The sequence below is a fragment of the Dyella sp. AtDHG13 genome (assembly GCF_003201105.1).
In the GTDB taxonomy this organism is placed as follows: Bacteria; Pseudomonadota; Gammaproteobacteria; order Xanthomonadales; family Rhodanobacteraceae; genus Dyella; species Dyella jiangningensis_B.
Window position 1 is genome coordinate 125,192 of the sequence record NZ_QICJ01000013.1, and the last position, 20,909, is coordinate 146,100.

At 63.9% G+C, this 20,909-nt stretch carries 26 protein-coding genes and 1 tRNA gene; 4 read left to right on the forward strand and 23 right to left on the reverse strand.

Features of this window, described 5'->3' with window-relative positions; genetic code table 11:
• Positions 1-9: 9 nt before the first annotated feature.
• Positions 10-444 carry a VOC family protein gene (locus tag BDW41_RS19360; RefSeq protein ID WP_074551187.1) on the reverse strand — a complete coding sequence of 145 codons (435 nt, stop codon included), beginning with the start codon at positions 442-444 and terminating at the stop codon, positions 10-12.
• A 395-nt stretch (positions 445-839) separates the two neighbouring features.
• Here BDW41_RS19360 and BDW41_RS19365 point away from each other — a divergent pair, with 395 nt between their 5' ends.
• Entirely contained in the window at positions 840-1,397 is a 558-nt protein-coding gene (locus BDW41_RS19365) for an NAD(P)H-dependent oxidoreductase (RefSeq protein ID WP_074551185.1), read from the forward strand.
• 49 nt (positions 1,398-1,446) lie between these two features.
• Here BDW41_RS19365 and ppk1 read toward each other — a convergent pair whose 3' ends face one another.
• Complete coding sequence (gene ppk1 / locus BDW41_RS19370; protein ID WP_074551183.1) at positions 1,447-3,624, reverse strand: polyphosphate kinase 1; 2,178 nt, start codon at positions 3,622-3,624, stop codon at positions 1,447-1,449.
• A gap of 197 nt (positions 3,625-3,821) precedes the next feature.
• Positions 3,822-4,610, reverse strand: a complete 789-nt coding sequence (locus BDW41_RS19375; protein ID WP_074551182.1) for a helix-turn-helix transcriptional regulator — start codon at positions 4,608-4,610, stop codon at positions 3,822-3,824.
• A 127-nt stretch (positions 4,611-4,737) separates the two neighbouring features.
• Between BDW41_RS19375 and BDW41_RS19380 the strand changes: the two genes are divergently transcribed.
• Complete coding sequence (locus BDW41_RS19380) at positions 4,738-5,988, forward strand: MFS transporter (protein ID WP_074551180.1); 1,251 nt, start codon at positions 4,738-4,740, stop codon at positions 5,986-5,988.
• Positions 5,989-5,995: 7 nt separating this feature from the next.
• Here BDW41_RS19380 and BDW41_RS19385 read toward each other — a convergent pair whose 3' ends face one another.
• The 7 genes from BDW41_RS19385 to BDW41_RS19415 all read right to left on the reverse strand — a co-directional run bounded on the left by BDW41_RS19385 (position 5,996) and on the right by BDW41_RS19415 (position 12,680).
• Positions 5,996-6,967 (reverse strand): glycoside hydrolase family 43 protein, encoded by a 972-nt coding sequence (locus tag BDW41_RS19385; protein WP_074551179.1) that lies wholly within the window; start codon positions 6,965-6,967, stop codon positions 5,996-5,998.
• Between the two features lie 117 nt (positions 6,968-7,084).
• Positions 7,085-8,104 (reverse strand): UDP-N-acetylmuramate dehydrogenase, encoded by a 1,020-nt coding sequence (gene murB, locus BDW41_RS19390; protein ID WP_074551369.1) that lies wholly within the window; start codon positions 8,102-8,104, stop codon positions 7,085-7,087.
• A 10-nt stretch (positions 8,105-8,114) separates the two neighbouring features.
• Positions 8,115-9,152: a quinone-dependent dihydroorotate dehydrogenase gene (locus BDW41_RS19395; RefSeq protein WP_074551177.1), complete on the reverse strand. Its 1,038-nt coding sequence runs from the start codon at positions 9,150-9,152 to the stop codon at positions 8,115-8,117.
• Between the two features lie 2 nt (positions 9,153-9,154).
• Positions 9,155-9,922, reverse strand: coding sequence for a class I SAM-dependent methyltransferase (locus BDW41_RS19400; protein WP_074551175.1), 768 nt, complete (start codon positions 9,920-9,922; stop codon positions 9,155-9,157).
• Positions 9,923-9,926: 4 nt separating this feature from the next.
• On the reverse strand, positions 9,927-10,700 hold the full coding sequence (locus tag BDW41_RS19405; RefSeq protein WP_074551173.1) for an SDR family oxidoreductase: 774 nt from the start codon (positions 10,698-10,700) through the stop codon (positions 9,927-9,929).
• Positions 10,697-11,062: a hypothetical protein gene (locus BDW41_RS19410; RefSeq protein ID WP_074551171.1), complete on the reverse strand. Its 366-nt coding sequence runs from the start codon at positions 11,060-11,062 to the stop codon at positions 10,697-10,699. Before BDW41_RS19410 ends, BDW41_RS19405 begins: the two co-directional genes overlap by 4 nt.
• Positions 11,063-11,144: 82 nt before the next feature.
• Entirely contained in the window at positions 11,145-12,680 is a 1,536-nt protein-coding gene (locus BDW41_RS19415) for an aldehyde dehydrogenase family protein (protein ID WP_074551170.1), read from the reverse strand.
• A gap of 116 nt (positions 12,681-12,796) precedes the next feature.
• Here BDW41_RS19415 and BDW41_RS19420 point away from each other — a divergent pair.
• Together BDW41_RS19420 and BDW41_RS19425 are read left to right on the forward strand one after the other, a co-directional pair.
• A tRNA-Arg gene (locus BDW41_RS19420) sits at positions 12,797-12,873 on the forward strand.
• Between the two features lie 154 nt (positions 12,874-13,027).
• Positions 13,028-13,999 carry a site-specific integrase gene (locus BDW41_RS19425; RefSeq protein WP_074551168.1) on the forward strand — a complete coding sequence of 324 codons (972 nt, stop codon included), beginning with the start codon at positions 13,028-13,030 and terminating at the stop codon, positions 13,997-13,999.
• Here the strand turns inward: BDW41_RS19425 and BDW41_RS19430 are convergent.
• The 13 genes from BDW41_RS19430 to BDW41_RS19480 all read right to left on the reverse strand — a co-directional run bounded on the left by BDW41_RS19430 (position 13,991) and on the right by BDW41_RS19480 (position 20,813).
• On the reverse strand, positions 13,991-14,242 hold the full coding sequence (locus BDW41_RS19430) for a hypothetical protein (protein ID WP_074551166.1): 252 nt from the start codon (positions 14,240-14,242) through the stop codon (positions 13,991-13,993). The two genes, BDW41_RS19425 and BDW41_RS19430, sit on opposite strands and share 9 nt — an antisense overlap.
• Positions 14,239-14,688 (reverse strand): hypothetical protein, encoded by a 450-nt coding sequence (locus tag BDW41_RS19435; RefSeq protein ID WP_074551165.1) that lies wholly within the window; start codon positions 14,686-14,688, stop codon positions 14,239-14,241. The genes BDW41_RS19430 and BDW41_RS19435 overlap by 4 nt, the downstream gene beginning before the upstream one ends.
• Complete coding sequence (locus BDW41_RS19440) at positions 14,685-15,092, reverse strand: hypothetical protein (RefSeq protein WP_074551163.1); 408 nt, start codon at positions 15,090-15,092, stop codon at positions 14,685-14,687. The genes BDW41_RS19435 and BDW41_RS19440 overlap by 4 nt, the downstream gene beginning before the upstream one ends.
• Positions 15,093-15,131: 39 nt before the next feature.
• Positions 15,132-16,322 (reverse strand): site-specific DNA-methyltransferase, encoded by a 1,191-nt coding sequence (locus BDW41_RS19445; RefSeq protein WP_074551162.1) that lies wholly within the window; start codon positions 16,320-16,322, stop codon positions 15,132-15,134.
• On the reverse strand, positions 16,315-16,548 hold the full coding sequence (locus tag BDW41_RS19450) for a hypothetical protein (RefSeq protein WP_074551161.1): 234 nt from the start codon (positions 16,546-16,548) through the stop codon (positions 16,315-16,317). The genes BDW41_RS19445 and BDW41_RS19450 overlap by 8 nt, the downstream gene beginning before the upstream one ends.
• 65 nt (positions 16,549-16,613) lie before the next feature.
• On the reverse strand, positions 16,614-16,982 hold the full coding sequence (locus BDW41_RS19455; protein WP_074551159.1) for an HNH endonuclease signature motif containing protein: 369 nt from the start codon (positions 16,980-16,982) through the stop codon (positions 16,614-16,616).
• 30 nt (positions 16,983-17,012) lie between these two features.
• Complete coding sequence (locus tag BDW41_RS19460) at positions 17,013-17,513, reverse strand: DUF1643 domain-containing protein (RefSeq protein WP_074551157.1); 501 nt, start codon at positions 17,511-17,513, stop codon at positions 17,013-17,015.
• 86 nt (positions 17,514-17,599) lie between these two features.
• The gene (locus BDW41_RS23200; RefSeq protein ID WP_146217381.1) at positions 17,600-17,881 is read right to left on the reverse strand and encodes a hypothetical protein; all 282 of its coding nucleotides are present in this window, start codon (positions 17,879-17,881) and stop codon (positions 17,600-17,602) included.
• On the reverse strand, positions 17,878-18,267 hold the full coding sequence (locus tag BDW41_RS23205; RefSeq protein WP_146217382.1) for a hypothetical protein: 390 nt from the start codon (positions 18,265-18,267) through the stop codon (positions 17,878-17,880). Before BDW41_RS23205 ends, BDW41_RS23200 begins: the two co-directional genes overlap by 4 nt.
• Positions 18,268-18,508: 241 nt before the next feature.
• Positions 18,509-19,096 carry a hypothetical protein gene (locus tag BDW41_RS19470; protein ID WP_074551156.1) on the reverse strand — a complete coding sequence of 196 codons (588 nt, stop codon included), beginning with the start codon at positions 19,094-19,096 and terminating at the stop codon, positions 18,509-18,511.
• Positions 19,097-19,105: 9 nt separating this feature from the next.
• Positions 19,106-19,303, reverse strand: coding sequence for a hypothetical protein (locus BDW41_RS23210; protein WP_074551154.1), 198 nt, complete (start codon positions 19,301-19,303; stop codon positions 19,106-19,108).
• Positions 19,300-20,070, reverse strand: a complete 771-nt coding sequence (locus BDW41_RS19475; RefSeq protein ID WP_074551153.1) for a lambda exonuclease family protein — start codon at positions 20,068-20,070, stop codon at positions 19,300-19,302. The genes BDW41_RS23210 and BDW41_RS19475 overlap by 4 nt, the downstream gene beginning before the upstream one ends.
• Entirely contained in the window at positions 20,067-20,813 is a 747-nt protein-coding gene (locus BDW41_RS19480) for an ERF family protein (RefSeq protein ID WP_074551151.1), read from the reverse strand. The genes BDW41_RS19475 and BDW41_RS19480 overlap by 4 nt, the downstream gene beginning before the upstream one ends.
• Positions 20,814-20,909 lie beyond the last annotated feature (96 nt).

The following is a 20,909-nucleotide window of genomic DNA, read 5'->3' on the forward strand; positions in this document are numbered from 1 at the left end:
ATCGCGCATTCAACCGCCATGTTCGGCCCACGGGTCGTAGCTGCCGAACGACCACAGATGGCCTTCCGGATCGCGGCAGCTGTAGCCCGCGCCGCCGTAATCCTTCTCGGCGTAGTCGTCCACGATCACCGCGCCGGCGGCCTTGGCCCGCTCGTAGTGCGCCTTGCAGTCTTGGACGACGACATAGGGGCACTGCGTCTCGTGCAGGTCGGTCTGGTCGGGCTGGAGGATGCGCTTGCCGAACTCGTTGTCCCTGACCGAGCCCAGCATCACCATGCCGCTGCCATGGACGAGCTGCGCATGCGCGACCCCGCCCCCGTCGTCGTCATACACCGCCTGCTTGCTGAAGCCGAAAGCCTTGCACAGCCACGCGATGGCGGCGTGCGCGTCGCGGTAGCGCATGCAGGGGATGACAGTGCTTCCGGAACTGCGTGGGGCGTTCATGGGCTGTGCTCCTTCGGTTGGATGGGTCCAGCCTAGCCAATCGCGCGAGGTTGTCTTGTGGATTTTCCGAGTGGGCGGCGGGGCTCAGGCGGGGCTCGCCGATGATCGATGCAAAGTCCACCAACGTGCGTCCGCTCCACGCTCCCCTCACCGTCATTCCCGCGAAAGCGGGAATCCAGCGTCTTTTCCCGTTGCGACTGAAGCATAAAGGCACTGGATGACCAGCCCTTTGGCTGTTGAAAAGCACCTCCCGCTTTCGCGGAAATGACGGTGAGGAAAAAACAGGCCGCCTTGAGGGAGATCGTCAACAGGCTCCAAGGGATCACGAGAGGTTCACCGTCCGAGGTGCCATGCTTTGCCATTCCATTTCATTCATCCGTCTGGGGAGCAAAAGCATGAGCAAGATTCGCGTAGCCGTTCTGGTGGGCAGCCTGCGCAAGGATTCCTTCAACCGCCACCTGGCCCGTGCGGTGGAGCGGTTGGCCCCGGCGGATTTCAGTTTCGACCACGTGCGCATCGACAACCTGCCGCTGTATGACCAGGATTTCGATGGCGCTTACCCGGCCGAATGCCAACGGCTCAAGGATGAGGTCGCCGCCGCGGACGCGCTGCTGTTCGTCACGCCGGAATACAATCGCTCCATCCCCGGCGTGCTGAAGAACGCCATCGACATCGCCTCGCGCCCGTGGGGCACCAACTCCTTCGCGGGCAAGCCGGGCGGCGTGGTCGGCGTGTCCGTGGGCGCCACCGGCACCGCGCTCGCCCAGCAGCACTTGCGCAATGTGCTGTCCTATCTGGACGTGGCCGTGCTGCCGCAGCCGGAGGTGTTCATCCAGAACAAGGAAGGCCTGTTCAGCGCTGATGGCCAGATCGGCAACGAAGGCACGCAGAAGTTCCTGCAGGGCTTCGTGGATCGCTACGTGGCCTGGGTGAAACTGCACCTACAACGCTGAGCGGCGCCTTCCCGGGGAGCGCGCGATGCGCCCCTCGGGGATGCAGGGCTCAGGCTTCGGCGGCCGTCGCGCCGGAACCGCAGAGCTTCTCAAGCAATTGCACCTGCACGTTGCGCGGCGCTTGCGCGGCGTTGGGCTTGGTGCGGGTATAACGGCCGTCGGCGTGCAGCAGCCACGCGCTGGAGTTGTCGGAAAGGTACAGCTCCAGTTCCTTCTTCAAGCGGCCCTGCAGCTTCTTGCCTTCCACCGGGAAGCCGGTTTCCACGCGGCGGTCCAGGTTGCGTTCCATCAGGTCGGCGCTGGCGAGATAGAACTGTTCGTCGCCGTTGTTGTGGAACCAGTACACGCGGCTGTGTTCCAGGAAGCGCCCGACGATGGAGCGCACGCGGATGTTGTGCGACACGCCCGGCACGCCGGGACGCAGGCAGCACATGCCGCGCACGATCAGGTCCACCTTCACGCCCGCCATGCTGGCCTTGTACAGCGCGCGGATCATCTTGGCGTCGGTGACGGCATTGACCTTGATGATGATCTGCGCGGGCTTGCCGGCCGCCGCGTGCGCGGTCTCGCGTGCGATCAGTTCCAGCAGGGTCTTCTTCAGGGTGAACGGCGCATGCAGCAGCTTCTTCATCTGCAGCAGCTTGCCCATGCCGGTGAGCTGGCTGAACAGCTTGTGCACGTCCTCACACAGCGCCTGGTCGGAGGTGAGCAGGCTGTAGTCGGTGTACAGGCGCGCGTTGCCGGTGTGGTAGTTGCCGGTGCCCAGGTGCGCGTAGCGCACCAGTTCCTCGCCTTCGCGGCGCTGGATGAGCATGAGCTTGGCGTGCGTCTTCACGCCCACCACGCCGTAGATCACCATGGCGCCGGCCTGCTGCAGGCGCGAGGCCAGCGAGAGGTTGGATTCCTCGTCGAAACGCGCGCGCAGCTCGATGACGACGGTGACTTCCTTGCCGGCGCGTGCCGCATCCACCAGCGCGTCGACGATCTCGGAATTGGCGCCGCTGCGGTAGAGCGTCTGCTTGATCGCCAGCACGTTCGGGTCTTTCGCGGCCTGGTGCAGCAGGTCCACCACCGGCGCGAACGATTCGTACGGATGCAGCAGCAGCACGTCCTGCCGTCCGATGACCTGGAACAGGTCCTCGGCCTTCTTGAGCGCCTTGGGAATGGACGGCGTGAACGGCGGGTACTGCAGTTCCGGGCGGCTGGTCTTGCTGATCAGGCCGAACAGGCGGGCGAGATTCACAGGCCCGTTCACTTCGTACATCTCGGCGGCGGTCAGGCCAAACTGGCGCAGCAGGTAGTCGGTGAGTTCCTGCGGACAGTTGTCGGCCACCTCCAGGCGCACGGCGTCGCCGAAGCGACGCGAATACAGCTCGCCGCGCAGCGCGCGCGCCAGGTCTTCGACGTCTTCCGGGTCGATGGTGAGGTCGGCGTTGCGCGTCAGGCGGAACTGATAGCAGCCGCGCACGGACATGCCGGGGAAGAGTTCCTCGGTGTGCGCATGGATGATGGAGGAGAGCAGCACGAAGTTCTCGCCGCCCTCGCACACGTCGTCCGGCAGGCGGATCAGGCGCGGCAGCACGCGCGGCGCGGGCACCACGGCCAGGCCGGAGTCGCGGCCGAACGCATCCGTGCCTTCCAGCTGCACGATGAAGTTGAGGCTCTTGTTGACCAGCAGCGGGAATGGATGCGTCGGGTCCAGGCCGATCGGCGTCACCAGGGGCGCTACCTCATGGCGGAAGTAGCGCCGCACCCACATCTTCTGCTTGTTCGACCACTCGTTGCGCCGCACGATGCGAATGCCGTGACGCGCCAGCTCCGGCAGGATCTTGTCGTTGAGGATGGCGTACTGGCGTTCGATCTGCTTGTGCGTGATCTCGCTGATCTCGGCGAGCGCCTTGCGCGGCGCCACGCCGTCGGAGCCCACGATTTCATGGTCGAACGCGATCTGGCTCTTGAGGCCCGCCACGCGGATCTCGAAGAACTCGTCCAGGTTGCTGGAAAAGATCAGCAGGAACTTGAGGCGTTCCAGGATGGGCTTGCTTTCGTCCAGCGCCTGTTCGAGCACGCGGATGTTGAACTGCAGCTGCGACAGCTCGCGGTTGATGTAGAGCGCGGGGTCGTTGAGGTCCGGCGCGGGGGCGGGGGCATCGGCGGGCGCGGAACGCGCGGGGTCGGCGGCGACGGCGTCACGCTCGGCGCTGTTACGGACGACATCGGTACTCATCGGTTCACCGTTGGGCAGGCGGGCGCGACAGGGCGCGCAGTCCGCAAAGAAACATAGTACGGCTCCGATAACGACCGGGCCATGGCAGCGCAGTACGAATATCGCACTGTCGCACGTCGGACATGGTGCACATGGCAGCTGACGCAACCATGACAATGCATGCACGCATGTCACCGGGTCGTGAGGCGGTGCGCGGTTTATTTCCCGGCCGCGGGCGACGCCAGATAACGGCTGGGCGCCATGCCGAGCACGCGCCGGAATGCGGCGGTGAAGGCGCTGGGGTTGCCATAGCCCAGGTCCACCGCCACCTGCGTGATGGCCTCGCCGTTGGCCAGCCGCGTCAGCGCCGACAGCAGGCAGGCCTGCTGCCGCCACGCGGTGAAGCTCATGCCGGTTTCCTCGCGGAACGTGCGCGTGAAATGGCGGCGGCTCATGCCGGCCTGGCGCGCCATGTCGTCGATCTTCACTTCCTGCGAAGGCTGCTCCAGCAGCTGGCGGCACAGCATGGCAAGGCGCTTTTCGTGCGGCAGCGGTGCGCTGAGCGGCAGGACCGGCATGCGGCGGATTTCGTCCACCAGCAGGGCCATGAGGCGTCCGTCGCGCCCGTCCAGCGCGTATTCGGCGGGCAAGTCCACCGCTTCCATCAGCAGCTCGTGCAGCAGGGGAGAGACGGCGATGACCTGGCAATGCGTGGCCAATCCTGCCGCGAGCGTGGCCTCGGGCGTCACGTAGGCGCTGCGCGTGGCGACGGGGCCGGTCATGTGCACTTCGTGCATCACGCCCGGGGGAATCCACAGCGCACGCCGCGGCGGCACCACCCAGCTGCCTTCGCTGGTGATGGTGGTGAGCACGCCGGTGGAGGCATAGAGCAACTGGCCGCGCCGGTGCGAATGCGGCGGCAGCACCTGGTGCGTGACGTATTCGTTGCCCGTCGCGATCACGTCGCGAGGTGTCTGGTCATACGCTTCGGCGCGGACGTTGCGCACGGCTTTGGCCCATTTTCGACAGAAATTGACCCGGCGATGCATGCGGGCCGGCGCCAGCCACTTTAAGGTGGGCTCCCCGGCGGCGCAACCGCGTCGTCTTGCCGCAGACCACCCCTGTCGAGTCATCATGCAAACCCGCGTCGAAGACATGCCGTCGGCCTCCGCGCCTCCCGTCGTACCTGCCGCCACGGCCGCCAAGCCGGCGGATCACGCCACCGAGTTCCGCATCCTGGGCGCGATCAGCTTCTCGCACCTGCTCAACGACATGATCCAGTCGTTGATCCTGGCGATCTATCCGATCCTCAAGAGCGGTTTCGATCTCAGCTTCGCGCAGATCGGCACGATCACGCTGACCTATCAGATCACTGCCTCGCTGCTGCAGCCGGCGGTGGGGCTGATCACCGACAGGAAGCCGATGCCGTATTCCCTGCCCATCGGCATGGGTTTCACGCTGTGCGGCCTGCTGCTGCTCGCCACGGCGCCGAACTTCGCCGTGCTGCTGGTGGCGGCGGCGCTGGTGGGTACAGGCTCGTCGGTGTTCCATCCGGAATCCTCCCGCGTGGCGCGCATGGCTTCGGGCGGGCGCCATGGCCTGGCGCAATCGCTGTTCCAGGTGGGCGGCAATGCGGGCGCCTCGCTCGGTCCGTTGCTGGCCGCGTGGATCATCGTGCCGCACGGCCAGCGCAGCGTGGCGTGGTTCGCGCTGGCGGCCCTGCTGGCCATCGTGGTGCTGCTGCAGGTGAGCCGCTGGTATCGCGACCACCACGCCGTGCGCGGCAAGCCCAAGGCGCGCGGCGCGTCGCACGTCGTGCTCACGCAGGGACAGGTGGTGTGGTCGCTGCTGATCCTGGGCCTGCTGATCTTCTCCAAGTATTTCTATCTCGCGAGCATCAGCAGCTATTACACGTTCTTCCTGATGCACAAGTTCGGCGTGTCCGTGCAGAACGCGCAGGCGCACCTGTTCGTGTTCCTGTTCGCGGTGGCGGCCGGTTCGCTGATTGGCGGCCCGGTGGGCGATCGCATCGGCCGCAAGTGGGTGATCTGGGCGTCGATCCTGGGCGTGGCGCCGTTCACGCTGATCCTGCCGCATGCGAGCCTGTTCTGGACGGGCGTGCTCACGGTGATCATCGGCCTGATCCTTGCCTCGGCGTTCTCGGCCATCCTGGTCTACGCGCAGGAGCTGATTCCGGGGCGCGTGGGCACCGTGTCGGGCCTGTTCTTCGGCTTCGCCTTCGGGATGGGCGGCATCGGAGCGGCCGTGCTGGGCCACATCGCCGATGCGCGCGGCATCGAATACGTGTACGGCCTGTGCGCCTACCTGCCGCTGATCGGCATCATCACGGCGTTCCTGCCCAACCTGGAACGCAAGAACGCCTGACCTGATCTCAGAGGGCGTGCGGTGGCACGCCCTCGCGGGTCATCTTCACCGGCAGGATCTTGCCGTCGGCATCGAACTCCATGCGATCGATGCACACCTCGCGATGGTTGCCATCGGTGTCGCCCAGTGGGTGGCGGTGGTAGACGATGAACCAGCTGTCATCGCGCGCCACGTGGAAGACCGAGTGGTGCCCGGCGCCGGTGCCGATGGTCGGGTCCTGCTGCAGGATCTTCCCGATGCGCTTGAACGGCCCCAGTGGCGAGTCGCCGATGGCGTAGGCCACGGAATAATCCGGGCCCGTCCAGCCGCCCTCGGACCACATGAAGTAGTACTTGCCGTTGCGCTTGAACATCAGCGGGCCTTCCACGTATTCCGGCGATGGCGTGATCTCGTGCCAGGTCTTGCCGTCCGCCGTGGGCTCCACGCCGCTGAAATCCGGCTTGAGCTTCACCACGTTGGCGTGTTTCCAGCCGCCGTAGATCAGATACCAGCTGCCGTCGCCATCATGGAACACGAACGGATCGATCGGCTGCGCGCCGTTGTGGAACGCATCGACCAACGGATGGCCGAGCAGATCCTTGTACGGTCCTTCCGGATGGTCGGCCACCGCCACGCCGATGCCGCCGAGTTGCTTGTCGTTCTGGATGTCGTTGGCGGCGAAGAAGAAGTAGTACTTGCCGTCCTTCTCCGTCATCGCGGGCGCCCACATGGCCTTCTTCGCCCACGGCACGTCGGCCATGCGCAGCACGCCCGCGTGCTTGGTCCAATGCACCAGATCATCGGACGAGAATGCATCGAAGCTCGTCTGCTCGCTGTAGCGCAGCGACGTGGTGGGATAGATCCAGTACTGGTGCTGGAAGATGGCCGCTTCCGGGTCGGCATACCAGCCGGGAAATACCGGGTTGGATGCGTGTGCGACTCCGGTCAGCAAAAGACCGGCGGCGAAGGCGGCGTGGATCAGCATCCTGCACTGGCGCATGCGATGGGCTCCCGAGTCTGTGGCGTCGGCCCGCGAGGCTAGCGCATCCCGACATTTGCCGGGGGAGATAAGCGCCAAACGACGGCGATCCAAAAAGCGACCGCCTTCACGCCAGCGTCAGACGACCACCGGCTCCGGCTCCAGGCGCACGCCGAACTTCGCATGCACGCCGTCGATCACCTTCTGCGCGAACGCCCACAGCTCGCCGCCGGTGGCGCGGCCGTGGTTCACCAGCACCAGCGAATGGCGGTTGGAAATGCCGGCGTCGCCCTCGCGCATGCCCTTGAAGCCGCTGGTTTCGATCAGCCATGCCGCGGAGAGCTTCCAGCGTCCGTCGCTGCTCACCCACGAGACCAGTTCCGGGTGCTCGCGCTTGAGCGCTTCGCCCAGCGCGGCATCGACGATGGGATTCTTGAAGAAGCTGCCGGCGTTGCCGATCACGGCCGGGTCCGGCAGTTTCTTGGTGCGCAGGTGCACCACGGCTTCCGCCACGTGGAACGGCGCCGGCTTGGCGATGCCCATGCGAGCAAGCTCTTCGCGAATGCCGGCGTAATCCAGGCGCAGCTCGCGCGAGCGGGGCAGGGCGAAGCGCACGGCGGTGACGATGTAACGCCCCGACTCGTGCTTGAACACGGAGTCGCGATAGGCGAACCGGCAGGCCGCGCGATCGAGCACGGCAACGCGGCGTTCCTGCGTATCCCACGCTTCCACGCTTTCGATGAACTCGGCCACTTCCGTGCCGTACGCGCCGATGTTCTGGATGGGTGCGGCGCCCACGGTGCCGGGGATCAGGATCAGGTTCTCCAGTCCCGCGAAGCCCTGGCCCAGCGTCCAGCGTACGAAATCGTCCCAGCGCTCACCGGCCGCCACGGCAATGCGTGCGACTTCGCCGTCCTGTTCCACCTGCACGCCGCGCGTAGCCATGGCCAGCACGGTGCCGTCGAAGTTGCCGGTGAACAGCATGTTGCTGCCTTCGCCCAGCACCAGCAGCTTGCCGCTGCGCACGGCGGGGAAGTCGAGCAGTTCGGTGAGTTTCGAGGCGTCGGTGATCTCGGCGAGCAGGCGTGCGCGCGCATCGACGCGCAGCGTGTTGCGCGTGGCGAGCGGTGCGTTTTCGATCAGCGTGTAGCCACCCATGTCGATGCGCTCAGCCGGCATGGGTATCCTCCCGCTGGCGGCGGATTTCGTCCACGCACTCGGCGATCAGCGCCGGACCGCGATACACCATGCCCGAGTAGATCTGCACCAGCGAGGCGCCGGCATCGATCTTCTCCGCGGCATCGCTGCCGTCCAGGATGCCGCCCACGCCGATGATGTCCAGCTGATTGCCCACGCGCTTGCGCATGCCGCGCAGCACGGCGGTGGAGCGCGCGAACAGCGGCTTGCCGGAGAGTCCGCCGGTTTCGTTGCCGAGCGGATCGTCCGCCACCGCAGAATGATCAATGGTCGTGTTGGTGCAGATCACGCCATCCACCTTGGCGGCCAGCAGCACTTCGGCAATGGCGTCGAGTTCGGCTTCGCCCAGGTCCGGCGCGATCTTCAGCAGCATCGGCTTGCGCGTGCCGCTCTGCGAACCCAGGCGCTCCTGCGCTTCGCGCAGCGTCTCGATGAAGCGGCGCAGCGTGGCTTCTTCCTGCAGGTCGCGCAGGCCCTGCGTGTTGGGCGAGGAGATGTTCACCGTGATGTAGCTGGCGAGCGCGTAGACGCGTTCCAGGCAGAACAGGTAGTCGTCCACCGCCTTCTCGTTGGGCGTGTCCTTGTTCTTGCCGATGTTGATGCCGAGCACGCCGCGATAGCTGGATTTGCTCACGTTGCGCACCAGCGCATCCACGCCGTCATTGTTGAAACCCAGGCGGTTGATCACCGCCTCATGCTTCGGCAGGCGGAACATGCGCGGCTTGTCGTTGCCCGGCTGCGGGCGCGGCGTGGTGGTGCCCACCTCCACGAAGCCGAAGCCGAGCGCGCCGAGCGCGTCCAGGTGGTCGGCGTTCTTGTCCAGGCCGGCGGCCAGGCCGACCGGATTGGGAAAACGGATGCCGAACGCCGTAGTCGGCAGCTCCACTGGCGGCTTGGCCACCATGTGGATGAAGTTGCTGCGATAGGCGACGTCCAGGCCATAAAGCGTGGCGCGGTGCGCGGCTTCCGCGTCGAGCGCGAACAGCAGTGGGCGGATGAGGTTGTACATAGTCAGTTGATCTTGCCCACGTAGATGACGGTGTCGTAGTCGAAGCTGATGCGCCCGCTCACCGCGCAGCGGTCGAACAGCTCGCGCAGCGCGCGCATCATGGGTTGATGTTGCGGGTGGCCTTCGCGCGGCGCGTACGAGGAGGACAGCAGCCGCCCCGCCAGCCCGTCGTAGTCCAGCAGCTGGCCGTGGTCGAAGCGGCCCATGGCGAGGTAGCCATTGCCGAACCAGGCACGCATGGCGGGCTCGTCGTCGTAGCGCTCGGCCACGCTGGTGTAATCCGTGCCGTACTGCTTGAGCAGCGCTTCATAGCCTTCGAGAAAAGGCGTGCTCACCAGGCGGCGGGAATTCCAGATGATCGCGGCAAGGCCCCTGGCACTCAGGATGCGCCGGAATTCCTCGCGCGCTGCGTCCTTGTCAAACCAATGGAAAGCCTGCGCCACGGTGATCAGGTCCACGCTCGCATCGTCCAGGCCAGTGGCCGTGGCGCGGCCGTCGACTGCGGTGAAGCGCGGCTCATCGCCCAGCCAGTTTTCGGCGGCTTCGCGCATGGGCGCATTGGGTTCCACGGCGATCACCCGGTAGCCGCCATCGAGCAACAGCTTGCTGGAGATGCCGGTGCCCGCGCCGATGTCCGCCACCTGCCATGCCGGCGTGATGCCGAAGTTGTCCTGCAGCCAGGTGAGCATGGCGACGGGGTAGTCGGGCCGATAACGCACGTACTCGGCAACGCGGTCGCTGAAACGCTCGGTGGACCTGAGATCGGTCATGGCATTACCCCGTGAGCAATTGGCCGCCGTCGACGCACAGCGTCTGGCCGGTGATCCAGCGGGCGAACGGCGAGGCGAGGAACAGGGCGGCGTGCGCTATTTCCTCAGGCTTGCCGAAGCGGCCGAAGGGAATCTTCGCCAGCGTGCGCTGGTAGAGCTCGGGTGCTTCCGTCTTGCGGCGATCCCACAGGCCGTCCGGAAACTCGATGGAGCCGGGCGCAATCGCATTCACGCGGATGCGATGTTCCGCCAAGGCCAGCGCCTGCGAAGTGGTGTACTGGTTCAATGCGGCCTTCACCGCCGCATAGGCGGGGCCACGCACGCCGGGATGAAAGGCGGCGATGGACGAGGTATGCAGGATGCAGCCATGCGAGGACTTCCGCAGCCAGGGCAAGGCATGGCGCGAGGCGCGCACGGCGGCCATCAGGTCGATGTTGAAGCCTGCGGTCCAGCCCTCGTCGTCGTCGCTGAAACCATAGCCGCTGGCGTTGTTCACCAGCACGTCGATACCGCCGAGCACGTCGGCGGCTTCGTGGATGTAGCTCTCGATGGACGCGCCGTCGGCGAGATCGCAGCTGCGCGTGTGCACCGTGCCGTCGAACGCAGCCATGGCGTGGCGTACTTCATCCAGTGCGGTCTGGCCGCGTGCGCACACGGACACCGACGCGCCGGCTTCGGCAAAGGCCAGGGCGATGCTTCGACCAATCCCCTTGCTGCCACCCGCCACGACGATCCGGTAGCCGTGAAAATCGAAAGCGGGCAGGGGCGGTGAGGTCATTGAGGTACCGAAACGGAAACGTGATGCACCAGCACGGGTCTGGTGATGAGCGGGGAGAACAGCAGCAGTAGCGCAAAAAGAATGATTTGCGCGTAAGCCAGCTTCTGTGCGGTTTTTGCCAATCCTTCGCCGCGCCAGGCGCCACCGGATTCGTGAATGGTCCTGAGCGCGCTTCGCGCACACCTCAACGTCATGGAAACGCCGATCAGTGGCAGCACGAACAGGCTCATCAGGCTTATCCGGGCGAGCCACATGCCCGCCATCGGCAGCACCGTCCAGGCGAGAACGGCAAAGAGCAGGCTGCAGATCGCCGCTGTGTTGTACGGAGGCACTGCGCGAACCGTTCCAGAACTGGTCATCATCACAACTCCTGTCGTCGATGGAATCGCTTGCTGCCGGCTGGCACGCGCACCCCGGGCGGACGGGGTGCGCGGTTCTTGCCAATTACAGATCGAACTTGATGCCCTGCGCCAGCGGCAACGCGTTCGAGTAGTTGATGGTGTTGGTCTGGCGGCGCATGTAGACCTTCCATGCATCCGAGCCCGACTCGCGGCCACCGCCGGTTTCCTTCTCGCCGCCGAACGCGCCGCCGATTTCCGCACCGGACGTGCCGATGTTGACGTTGGCGATGCCGCAATCGGAACCGGCCGCCGACAGATACTGCTCGGCCGACTTCAGGTTCTGCGTGAAGATGGCCGAGGACAGGCCCTGCGGCACGGCGTTTTGCAGTTCGATGGCTTCGTCCAGCGTCTTGAACGGCATGACGTAGAGGATAGGCGCGAAGGTTTCCGTCTGCACCACTTCGTCGCTGTTCTTCACGCCGGTGACGATGGTCGGCAGCACGAAGTTGCCCTTGCGGTCGGTGAGCGCGGCGCCGCCGGTGAGCACCTTGCCGCCGGTGGCCTTGGCCTTCTCGACGGCGGCCAGGTAAGCCTGTACGGCTTCCTTGCTGTTGAGCGGACCCATCAGCGTGGTGGCCAGCGTCGGGTCGCCGATCTTGCCTTCCACCTGCTTGTACGCGGTGACCAGCTTGTCGGTCACGTCGGCAATGATGGACTCATGCACGAACAGGCGGCGCGTGGTGGTGCAGCGCTGGCCGGCGGTGCCGACGGCGCCGAACACGATGGCCGGGATGGCGAGCTTAAGGTCCGCGCTTTCGTCCAGGATGATGGCGTTGTTGCCGCCCAGTTCCAGCAGCGAACGGCCCATGCGCTTGGCGACGCGCTCGCCCACGTGGCGGCCCACCTTGGTGGAACCGGTGAAACTGATCAGCGGGATGCGGTGGTCGTCCACGAAATGCTGCGACAGCTCCACGCCCGCATCGTTGAACAGGAAGAAGATGTCCGGGAAGCCGCCTTCTTTAAGTGCCTCGTTGCAGATCTTCATCGTGGCGATGGCCGACAGCGGGGTCTTGGGCGAGGGCTTCCAGATGCAGATGTCGCCGCAGATGCCAGCGAGGAACGCATTCCACGCCCACACCGCCACGGGGAAGTTGAACGCGCTGATGATGCCCACCAGGCCCAGCGGCTGGTACTGCTCGTACATGCGGTGGCCGGGGCGCTCCGAATGCATGGTGTAGCCGTAGAGCATGCGGCTCTGGCCCACCGCGAAGTCGGCGATGTCGATCATCTCCTGCACTTCGCCATCGCCTTCGGGCTTGATCTTGCCCATTTCCAGGGCGACCAGCGAACCCAGCGCATCCTTGTGCTTGCGCAGCGCTTCGCCGCACAGGCGGATCGCCTCGCCGCGGCGCGGGGCCGGCGTGGTGCGCCACACCTTGAACGCTTCCTGCGCGCGCTTGACGATCACTTCGTAGTCCGCCGCGCTCGATGCGTGCACCGAGGCAATCACGTCGCCGGTCGCCGGGTTGACCGGGTTCAGCGTGCCGGCATCCGTGGTCTTCGACCACTCGCCATTGCCCAGATAGGTGCCCGATTGCGTGCTGCCAAGACCGAGGGCGGTGAGGATTTCGTGGGACATGCTTCGCTCCAGACCGTGGCGCGGGGATTGCGCCGGGATGAAAACGGCCATTCTAGCAGGGGGCCCGAACCCGGGTTCGCGCCGGTCATCGTTCCATGCCAGAATTCACCCCCGTTGCCCCCGTAGCTCAGTTGGATAGAGCGTCCCCCTCCTAAGGGGAAGGTCGTACGTTCGAATCGTATCGGGGGCACCAATCCAGTATTCCGGGCGATTCGGCCATCTGCCCGTAAACACCCCGAAACGCCCGCGCCCCAAGGTCTGCGGGCGTTTTCGTATCTACGCCTCTGCCCGTCAATTCCCCCATCCGCCCGGATGAACTCCCCAAAATTTCCCCATATGCTCTCCCCATGGCGAGCATCCAGAAATCGGGCACCAAGTGGCGCGTGCAGGTCTACGTGAAAGGGCAGCGTGACTCCGCCTCTTTCCGGACCAAGCAGGAGGCGTCGGCCTGGGCGTTGACCCGCGAAGCCGAGCTGGGCGGCAAGAAACTCCCCGACAAGACCTTCGCCGACGCCATGAAGGACTACGAGCGCAATGTTGCGACGCACCGCGGGGGCGCCCGCTGGGAGCTGACACGCCTGAAGGTCTTTCTGGAGTCGCCGCTCGCGCGCCGCAAGCTGGCCAGCCTTGGACCCAATGACTTCATCGAGTGGCGCGACGAGCGCAACCGCCAGGTCAAGCCGGCGACCACGGCGCGCGAAATGAACCTGCTGCAGGCCATCTTGAAGCATGCCCGTCGGGAGCTGCGCTGGATGCGGGACAACCCCATGGCCGAGGTGACCCCGCCGAAGAAGCCCAAGGGCAGGGCGCGACGCATCACGCCTACCGAAGAGCGGGCCCTCACGATGGCACTGGGGCAGCGCGGGAAGCTTCAGGCGGACACGCCGACCCATCGAGTGGGCTTGGCCTTTCTGTTCGCCCTGGAGACCGCTATGCGATCAGGCGAGATCTGCGCACTGACCTGGGATTGCGTCTTCCTGTCGTCGCGCTACGTGACGCTGCCGAAGACGAAGAACGGGGAGGCGCGAGACGTGCCGCTGTCGCCCCGCGCGAAGGAGATCCTGGAGGCCCTACCCAAGGGCGAAGGACCAGTGTTCGGCCTATCGGACCAGGTACGCGATGTCCTGTTCCGCAAGGCCCGCGACAGCACCCCTCATCGAGAGGTGCATTTCCACGACACGCGCGCCGAGGCCATATTCCGGCTGTCCAAGAAGTTCGACGTGCTCGAGCTCGCGCGCGTCATTGGTCACCGGGACATCAACAGCCTGCTCATCTACTACCGGTCCACGGCATCCGAATTGGCACTCAAGCTAGGCTGAGCGCCGCTGATTCATGGCCCACTCGTCCACCTCGGACTTCTTCCACGACCGCGTGATCGGGTTGGGCTTCGGAAAGTCCGGTCGGCAGGCCACGCGCTCGAGGAAGCCACGGCGGTTCGGTTCGCCCTTCGGCGTGACCATTCCCAGGTACAGCGCGCACGCATCTGCGCAGAGCCAGCGGTCGCCATAGACCAAAGCCGCGATGAGCGCGTAGGTGGTGTCCGGTTTCTCTTTCTCGCTCATGGCGCGCGCTCCGGTGCCGGCAGAAGGTTCTGCCGGGTGATGTGTTCAATGACGGACATGCCGCTGGGCAGCACCAGGTGGGCAAGGAAGGCAGCCTCGAAGGTGAGCATGCCGATCTCGATCGCCGTGACCTGTCCCTTCACCCAGTCGCGCAGGATCGAGTAGACGGCGACGCTGCCGATCTTCAGGGCGCGCGCCTCGTGCTCGACGCGACTGCCACTCGTCCTGGGGCCATACGGATGCTCCCGCAGCCACGCCGCGGCATAGCCCTTGGCGCTGGCCTTCAGCTGGACCTGCCGGCCGCGGTGCTCGAACTGGACGAACAGCTCGCCAGTCTCGTAGTCCTCACCTGTGGCGAACTTCGTGCAGCCGAACCCGCGCAGCATCTTCTGGATGTCGTTGATGGCGTTGTTGCCGCTGGTGGCGTTCTCGTACGGGAGGCTCATGCTGCCTTCCTCTCCTGCTCAATGCGTTTTGCAAGGTCCTTCATGTCGAACTCGTGAGATCGGCGGCGCACCTGAAAATGTGGATCCGCGAGCAAGCGATCCAGCTCGGCTGCCTTGAATGGCGCCCAGATGTCAGTGTCTGTAGGGGAGTAGCGGAGCCTGTACTCGTAAGGATGTGATTCGAGCGAAGGGAATGGCCCTTTGCTTTCCTCTTCCTCCTCAATGACTGGCATTGCCGACCGATCAAGGGCGTTCCACAGTTCCTCGATCTCCTCCTCGGGTATCGGCCGTTGGACCGCATAGCCGCAGTCGCCGCACCTGACCTCGCTTACGCCAAGATCGCGGGAGCTATTGATGTGAACGAAGTCGACGCCGCACTTGGGGCAAGGTTCGAGCTTAGCCATGGGGTGATACCTCCTGCTCAATGCGTCGGAACTCGATGGTCATGCGCATGCTCCTAGCGGCAGGCGCAGCTGCACGGCGCCGATACGGGTACGGGCGATCGCGGCATAGTCCGCGTCCTGCTCGATGCCAATGAAGTCGAAGCCCTCGAGAAGGGCACCGCGGCCGGTGCTGCCGCTGCCCATGAATGGGTCAAGCACGATGCCCTTGGCCGGCCCGACAAGACGGCACAGGTAGCGCATCAGTTCGGTGGGCTTCACCGTGGGGTGGTTGTTTGCCGCTGGCGCTGGCGCGCCGCCATCCCGGCGGGTGATGTGCTGGCCGCTGGTATTCGACACCATGCCGGATTGGCGCTTGGGCAGCCCGTCATACCCATCATTGCGGTCCTTCCGGGTGGCCTTGGCGCAGTAGAAGAAGCGGGCGGCGCTACCACTGTCCAGGCGCCGCTTGCCCGGCTTCATCTTGAAACCGACAGGGCCAGAATTCTCGCTATCGGCACTCGCTTCTCCAACGCGTCCGCGCCGCATCGCTCCATAGGCGTTCTGAGTCTTGCGCTGGGCCGCATTTGTGCTGGCATTGGCGAGTTGTCCTGGCGCCAGCGGGAACGCCCCCACGACCTCAACGCTGCCATCGTGGATGACATTGGCAGGCCATCGGCCATCCGGGTTGGGCGGCAGGCGCTCGACGGTGTCGCCATCCTGTCCAGGCACCGCCGTTGATTTCTTCGCGGGCCCACCCCAGCCGGGAGTGCCAACTTCAGGGGCGATGCCGTCTGGCCATCCAACACGGCAATCATCGATGTTCAGCGCGCCCGTGCCGAAGCGGGCATGGTTGGCCTCGACAGTACCGATCAACGGCTTCCGGGCGACGACGATGGGTTCATGCGCTGGCTTGAGTGCTGTTCCGCCCCAAGGGCCATTGTGGGACTTGGGAAAGCCACTTCCGTAGATCCACATGATGCAGTCGCGCACCTCCCAGCCAGCGTCCTCGATAGCGCAGGCCATGCGGTGATAGGTGCGGCTACCGCCGAAAGCGACTAGGTGCGCTCCGGGCTTGGCGACCCGGAGGAACTCCTTCCAGAACTCGACACCTGGCACGCCGTGGTCCCAGTCCTTGCCCATGAAGCCAAGGCCGTAGGGCGGATCGGTCACGATCGCGTCGATGCTGTCGGCCTGAAAGGCCCGCAGCACCTCGCGGCAGTCGCCGACGTGGATGGTCACGGCATCACCCATTGCGCCGCTCCTTTGGTTCGAAACGGTGGTCGTAGGGTGCATCGCCGGGTTTACCGCCAGCGGCGTGCATATGGACCGCCGAGTGCAGGGTAAAGCCGCAGATGGCGCACGTACCGCAGGTGCAGCTCCATGACTTCTGGCGATTCTTGAGGGTCCGGAACTTCTTGTGCGGGCAGTCGGCGCCGACGCCGCCCTCACCGATTTCCCAGGGCTTCGGGCTACGCATTGCCGTCCTCCTTGCGCGACGCCGCATGCCGTTCGAACATGGGGCCATTCATCAGGATGGGGAGTTCACGCATTCTGGGCCTCGTCTATGTATCGCTTGTGCCTTCCACGGCGCCCATTTTTTGGTGGATGGTTCTTGAACCTGCCACGATTCTTGCGCTCGCGGTCCACTGCGTTGTCAGTGTTGGACCCGAGGAATAGGTGATCCGGATTCACGCAGAGAGGCGTATCGCACTTGTGGCAGACCTGCATGCCCACAGGGATCGGTCCTTTGTGGAAGGCATAGAAGAGCCGATGGGCACGAATCATGTTTCGACCATGGATGCCCAACTTCCCATAGCCATCAGGGTCGCGAGCACCTAGCCAAAGCCAGCATCCGCATTCGGGCACCGGGATGTAGTTCTGCGCTACATAGTCGGTCATGCGTTCGATCATGCTATGCCGCCTCCCTGACGCTGTGCGGGGTTAGGCATTGGGCGCCTCGTAAGGAATCAGCGGTTGTTCGCCGGCGACGTATAGCGGGTGGCGCGGCGCGCCGGCCTTCGTGCATCCAAGGCACAGCACGCGGTTGGCATACGCGTGCAATAACTGCAGCGCTGGCCGAGTCACGCTGGCTAGTGGGTTGGCGCCCCAGGCAGCCACTACATCGCGCCCCTTTGCGGCTTCCCTCATATGCATCACGTTGTTCGGTCCCATGGCAACAACGAGTTCCAATGGGATCTTCTTCGGATCGGTAGCGCGGAAGGCGAACAGGTTCACGACGACAATGCCGCCGTATCCATTGGCCTTAGCGAAGCCGATACAGCGGCGGATGGTGGGATCATCCTGGCTGGCATCAGCAGTGCTCGGGTTGAGCATGCAGAAGACTAGGGAATCACAGCTGGCGTCCCATTGGCGGTACAGGATGTAACGGTAGCGACCACAGTCGGAAATGATGGCGTCCGTACGGATGGCGGGGGAGTTCATGGCAATTGTCCGTGGCGCAACCGGGCGGTTGCTTTCCTTAGAATTGCTTTCGAGGGAAAAACTGCCCTGGTTTTGAGGCGCTAGTTTCACGACTCAGCCTTCCCGCGCTGGCTGAGCATGGCTTGGCGGCAGGCGTTCCAGCCCTCTACATATCCATCACGACGCCAGTCATCGTCATCCATCATTGGCGGATCACAGCACGGAACCGGCAGGGCATCCGGCACCCTCGCCTCCCAGGAGAGATGGGCGTCTATCTGTGAGCGTATGCGCTGAGCATCGCCGTTTGGCGTGTCATGCGTTCGACCTTCCACACCTTCACGATAGGCGCAATCCCAATAGGCATCGATCAGTTTGCTAATCGTCGTCATTGTCCAGGCTCCTTGCGTGCTTTGAGCATGGCGTCAGCCCATGCATAGGGCCACTGCACGCACCATTGCTTTGAATACTCCGCCTCCCATTGAGCAATGGCATCTCTGTTGGCGTCGTAGTAACAATCTCCGCATTCGCGCTGTGCATCTTGCCAAGTGAAGTAATGGGTAAGTCCGTCGTCACTGACCCAGTCAGACGTTGGTTTTGGTGGCATGTCAGGGGAGAACCAAGCTTGTGGATCGGGGGCATGTGCCGCGAAGTAATCGCGCAGCGACATGCCACGAAGCGCCATGTATTCGGCATCACTGCATTCGTGTGCTTTGGGATCAACGGGGAACGCTGGGAATCCCTCGTCATCCCGCAGCCTCTGTTCGCGCGTGGTCATGTCACTTCTCCGTTCGTGATGAAGCCGTGCCAATGGCCTGATGCGCTTGCATCGATTGACGGGGACAGTGAGAGGTTATCGAAGCTGTCGCCGGACATATTCCACGGCTTCTGAATCCATCCAAAGCATTCATGGAAAGGAACAGCAAGGCGTTGTGTTCTGCAATGCGGGCAATCGAAAGACAGGCCAACGCGAACGCCTTTGCTGTCGGCAACCCAATGCGGATCAAGTTCGGTAAGTCTCATCCCCTTGCCCCCGCTTGCGGCGCTGCGGCGAGCAATTCCCGGATGGTGTCTGCCACGTCTAGCGGCTCATTATTTCCATCGTCCTCGTACTTGCTTGCCTCATCATCAAGAAAAGGCAACGCTCGCTCCATGGCTTGACGCCACCCATCCGGCATCGCCGCGTGCGGCAGGGAGGTGGCGAAGTCTTCCAACATTTCTCGGACACTTGCGCGAACTAAGTCTGTTTCTTCTACATCATCCGGCCAAAAGTCTTTACCGAAATAAACGGAGCAAGCACGCTCCACATCCGCATCCGTTACCACGCGAGGCGTGCTCGGCTCGGCTTTCTTTCCGCAGGCGTAGCAGTCATATGGTCCGTTACCCGCTGTGTCGTACACACCGTCCTTTTCGCACGATTTGCATTCATCGCTCGGCGTGGCGCGGGAGAGGATGGCTTCAAGATCGGCCACGCGGTTCCACAGGTAAAGCCGCTTGGGTACTGGAATGCCAGCGGGCAGATCGAGGAAGCCCATGCACTCCCGCTTCCACTTCTTTACAAGTTCATCGATCAACTCGCGCGGCACGCTGACGTGTTCGGTGGTCATGGCTAGTCCTTAGGCAGCTTCGCGCGTGTTTGTAGGAAGATCAGGGAACGAGCCCCATGACGGCCGCATCTCAGCCCAAACAGCATGGGGAGAGATGGCATTGCGGCGGCAGTATCTGGTGCACTTCCCGTTGATCCACACCTCGCGCTGATCGGTCGAGGTGTTGTCGTAGACGGTGGCGTCGAACATGTCTGGTGTGCGCTTCATGCGGCTTTCCTCGTCATCAGCGCGCCCTCGTACTCGTCCACCAGGAGCTTGAACTCCCAAAGATCCTGCTCCAGCGCGTTGATGTAGTTGTCATCGCGGGCGAACTCGCGAAGCCAGAGCTGTTTTCCGGCAGGCTTCAGGGCAGGGCAGTACAGGCCGATATGCCACCACTTGCGACCGGTGAGCCACATGCAGCCTTGCGCCTGGTCGAAGATGTCACTGGCGTCGTTGTCGATGTGGAACTGGCGCAGGCGCGAGGGATCGACAAAGCATTTGTATTCAGCTCCACCGTCCTCACCGATCAGGCCGTCAGCACTGGCACCGAAGAAGCCGTCATCAGTCGTGATGAAGCCGGCCTCCTGGACGATGTGCCCCGTCTGCATCTCGTGTTCCATGCGAGCGTCGGCTTCCAGCTCGTGGCCGCGGCGCATGGCCCATGTCTCGAAGCCTTCATCCAGAGGCTCGCCGCTGATGCGTTCGACTGCCAGACGGAAGGCGTAGTCCTTGGAGGCCTCAGACCATTCACCACAGGGCAGGCCGGCAAGGGCACGCGTGATGATCGACGAACGCGGCACAGACTTATAGCCAGCCTGCTTGGCTGCGTCCTTTTCATGGACTCCGCCGTTCACCGCATCGACGAACGCTTGCTGTTGATCCGTGAGACAACCTACGCGGCTGCGCGCCGTGGCGAACATGCTGGCCGTGATACATCCGCTACGGGCCTGTTTCCACTCAGCTGAACCCTGCACGCACTGAATGATCCTCATGCCTGTTGCTCCTCATCTACCTGAGTGGGAGCGCTGCGGATGTAGTCAAGACGCGCAGTAACAGCCGACTTCAGTCGCGCATACCCGGCATTGTTGCCAGCTTCACGCAAAGCTTGTCCGCCTGACTTCCAGAGATCTTGAAGCTCTTCGGCCGACTGGCAGTTGTTGGCCTTTTCGATCCATTCCTGGCTATTGTCGAAAGGCGCGCTAGCTCGAAACGCGTCATCGTCCTCGCCGTGGCTGGTCAGATTGAGAAGGGCACTTGCGGTGTATCGCTTGCCATAGCTTACGCTGGAGGCGACAGCCTGGACATCCGGCTTGTTGCCCGACTTGTCCGCCGGAAGAATGATCTGCGTGTCCACCTTGTGGCCGCTGCGATGAGACAGCACGCCAGTGACGCCGATCCCATTGGAGAAGTCAGTGCGAAATGACAGGGCGAACCCGTATTTCGTCAGGATCGGCTTGATCGCGGCATTGATGTCCTCCCACAACGCAAAGCGGTAGCGCCCATTGGCATCTCCACGCTCGGTAACACTGGGAAGTTCCGCCTGCATCTGCGCCATGTCGGCAGAGAACTCGGCCTCAGCCTTCTTCGCTTCAATGCGCTCATACATCGCCATCAGGCGTTCCATCTTGTCCACGTCCGTGTTCGGATCAGCGGCGGCGCGCGAGATAACGGCGAGAAGCGTCGTTGTATCCGGCTGCGCCTGGGGCAACTGGTCAACCTTGACTACTGCGTTCATCAGAATCTCCGCGCACTAACCCGTGCGCTGGGTGTTGGAATGAGGTGCCGGTCTTTCCCGGCTGTCAGGAGCATTCGGTGACGAAGGGCTCCGGAA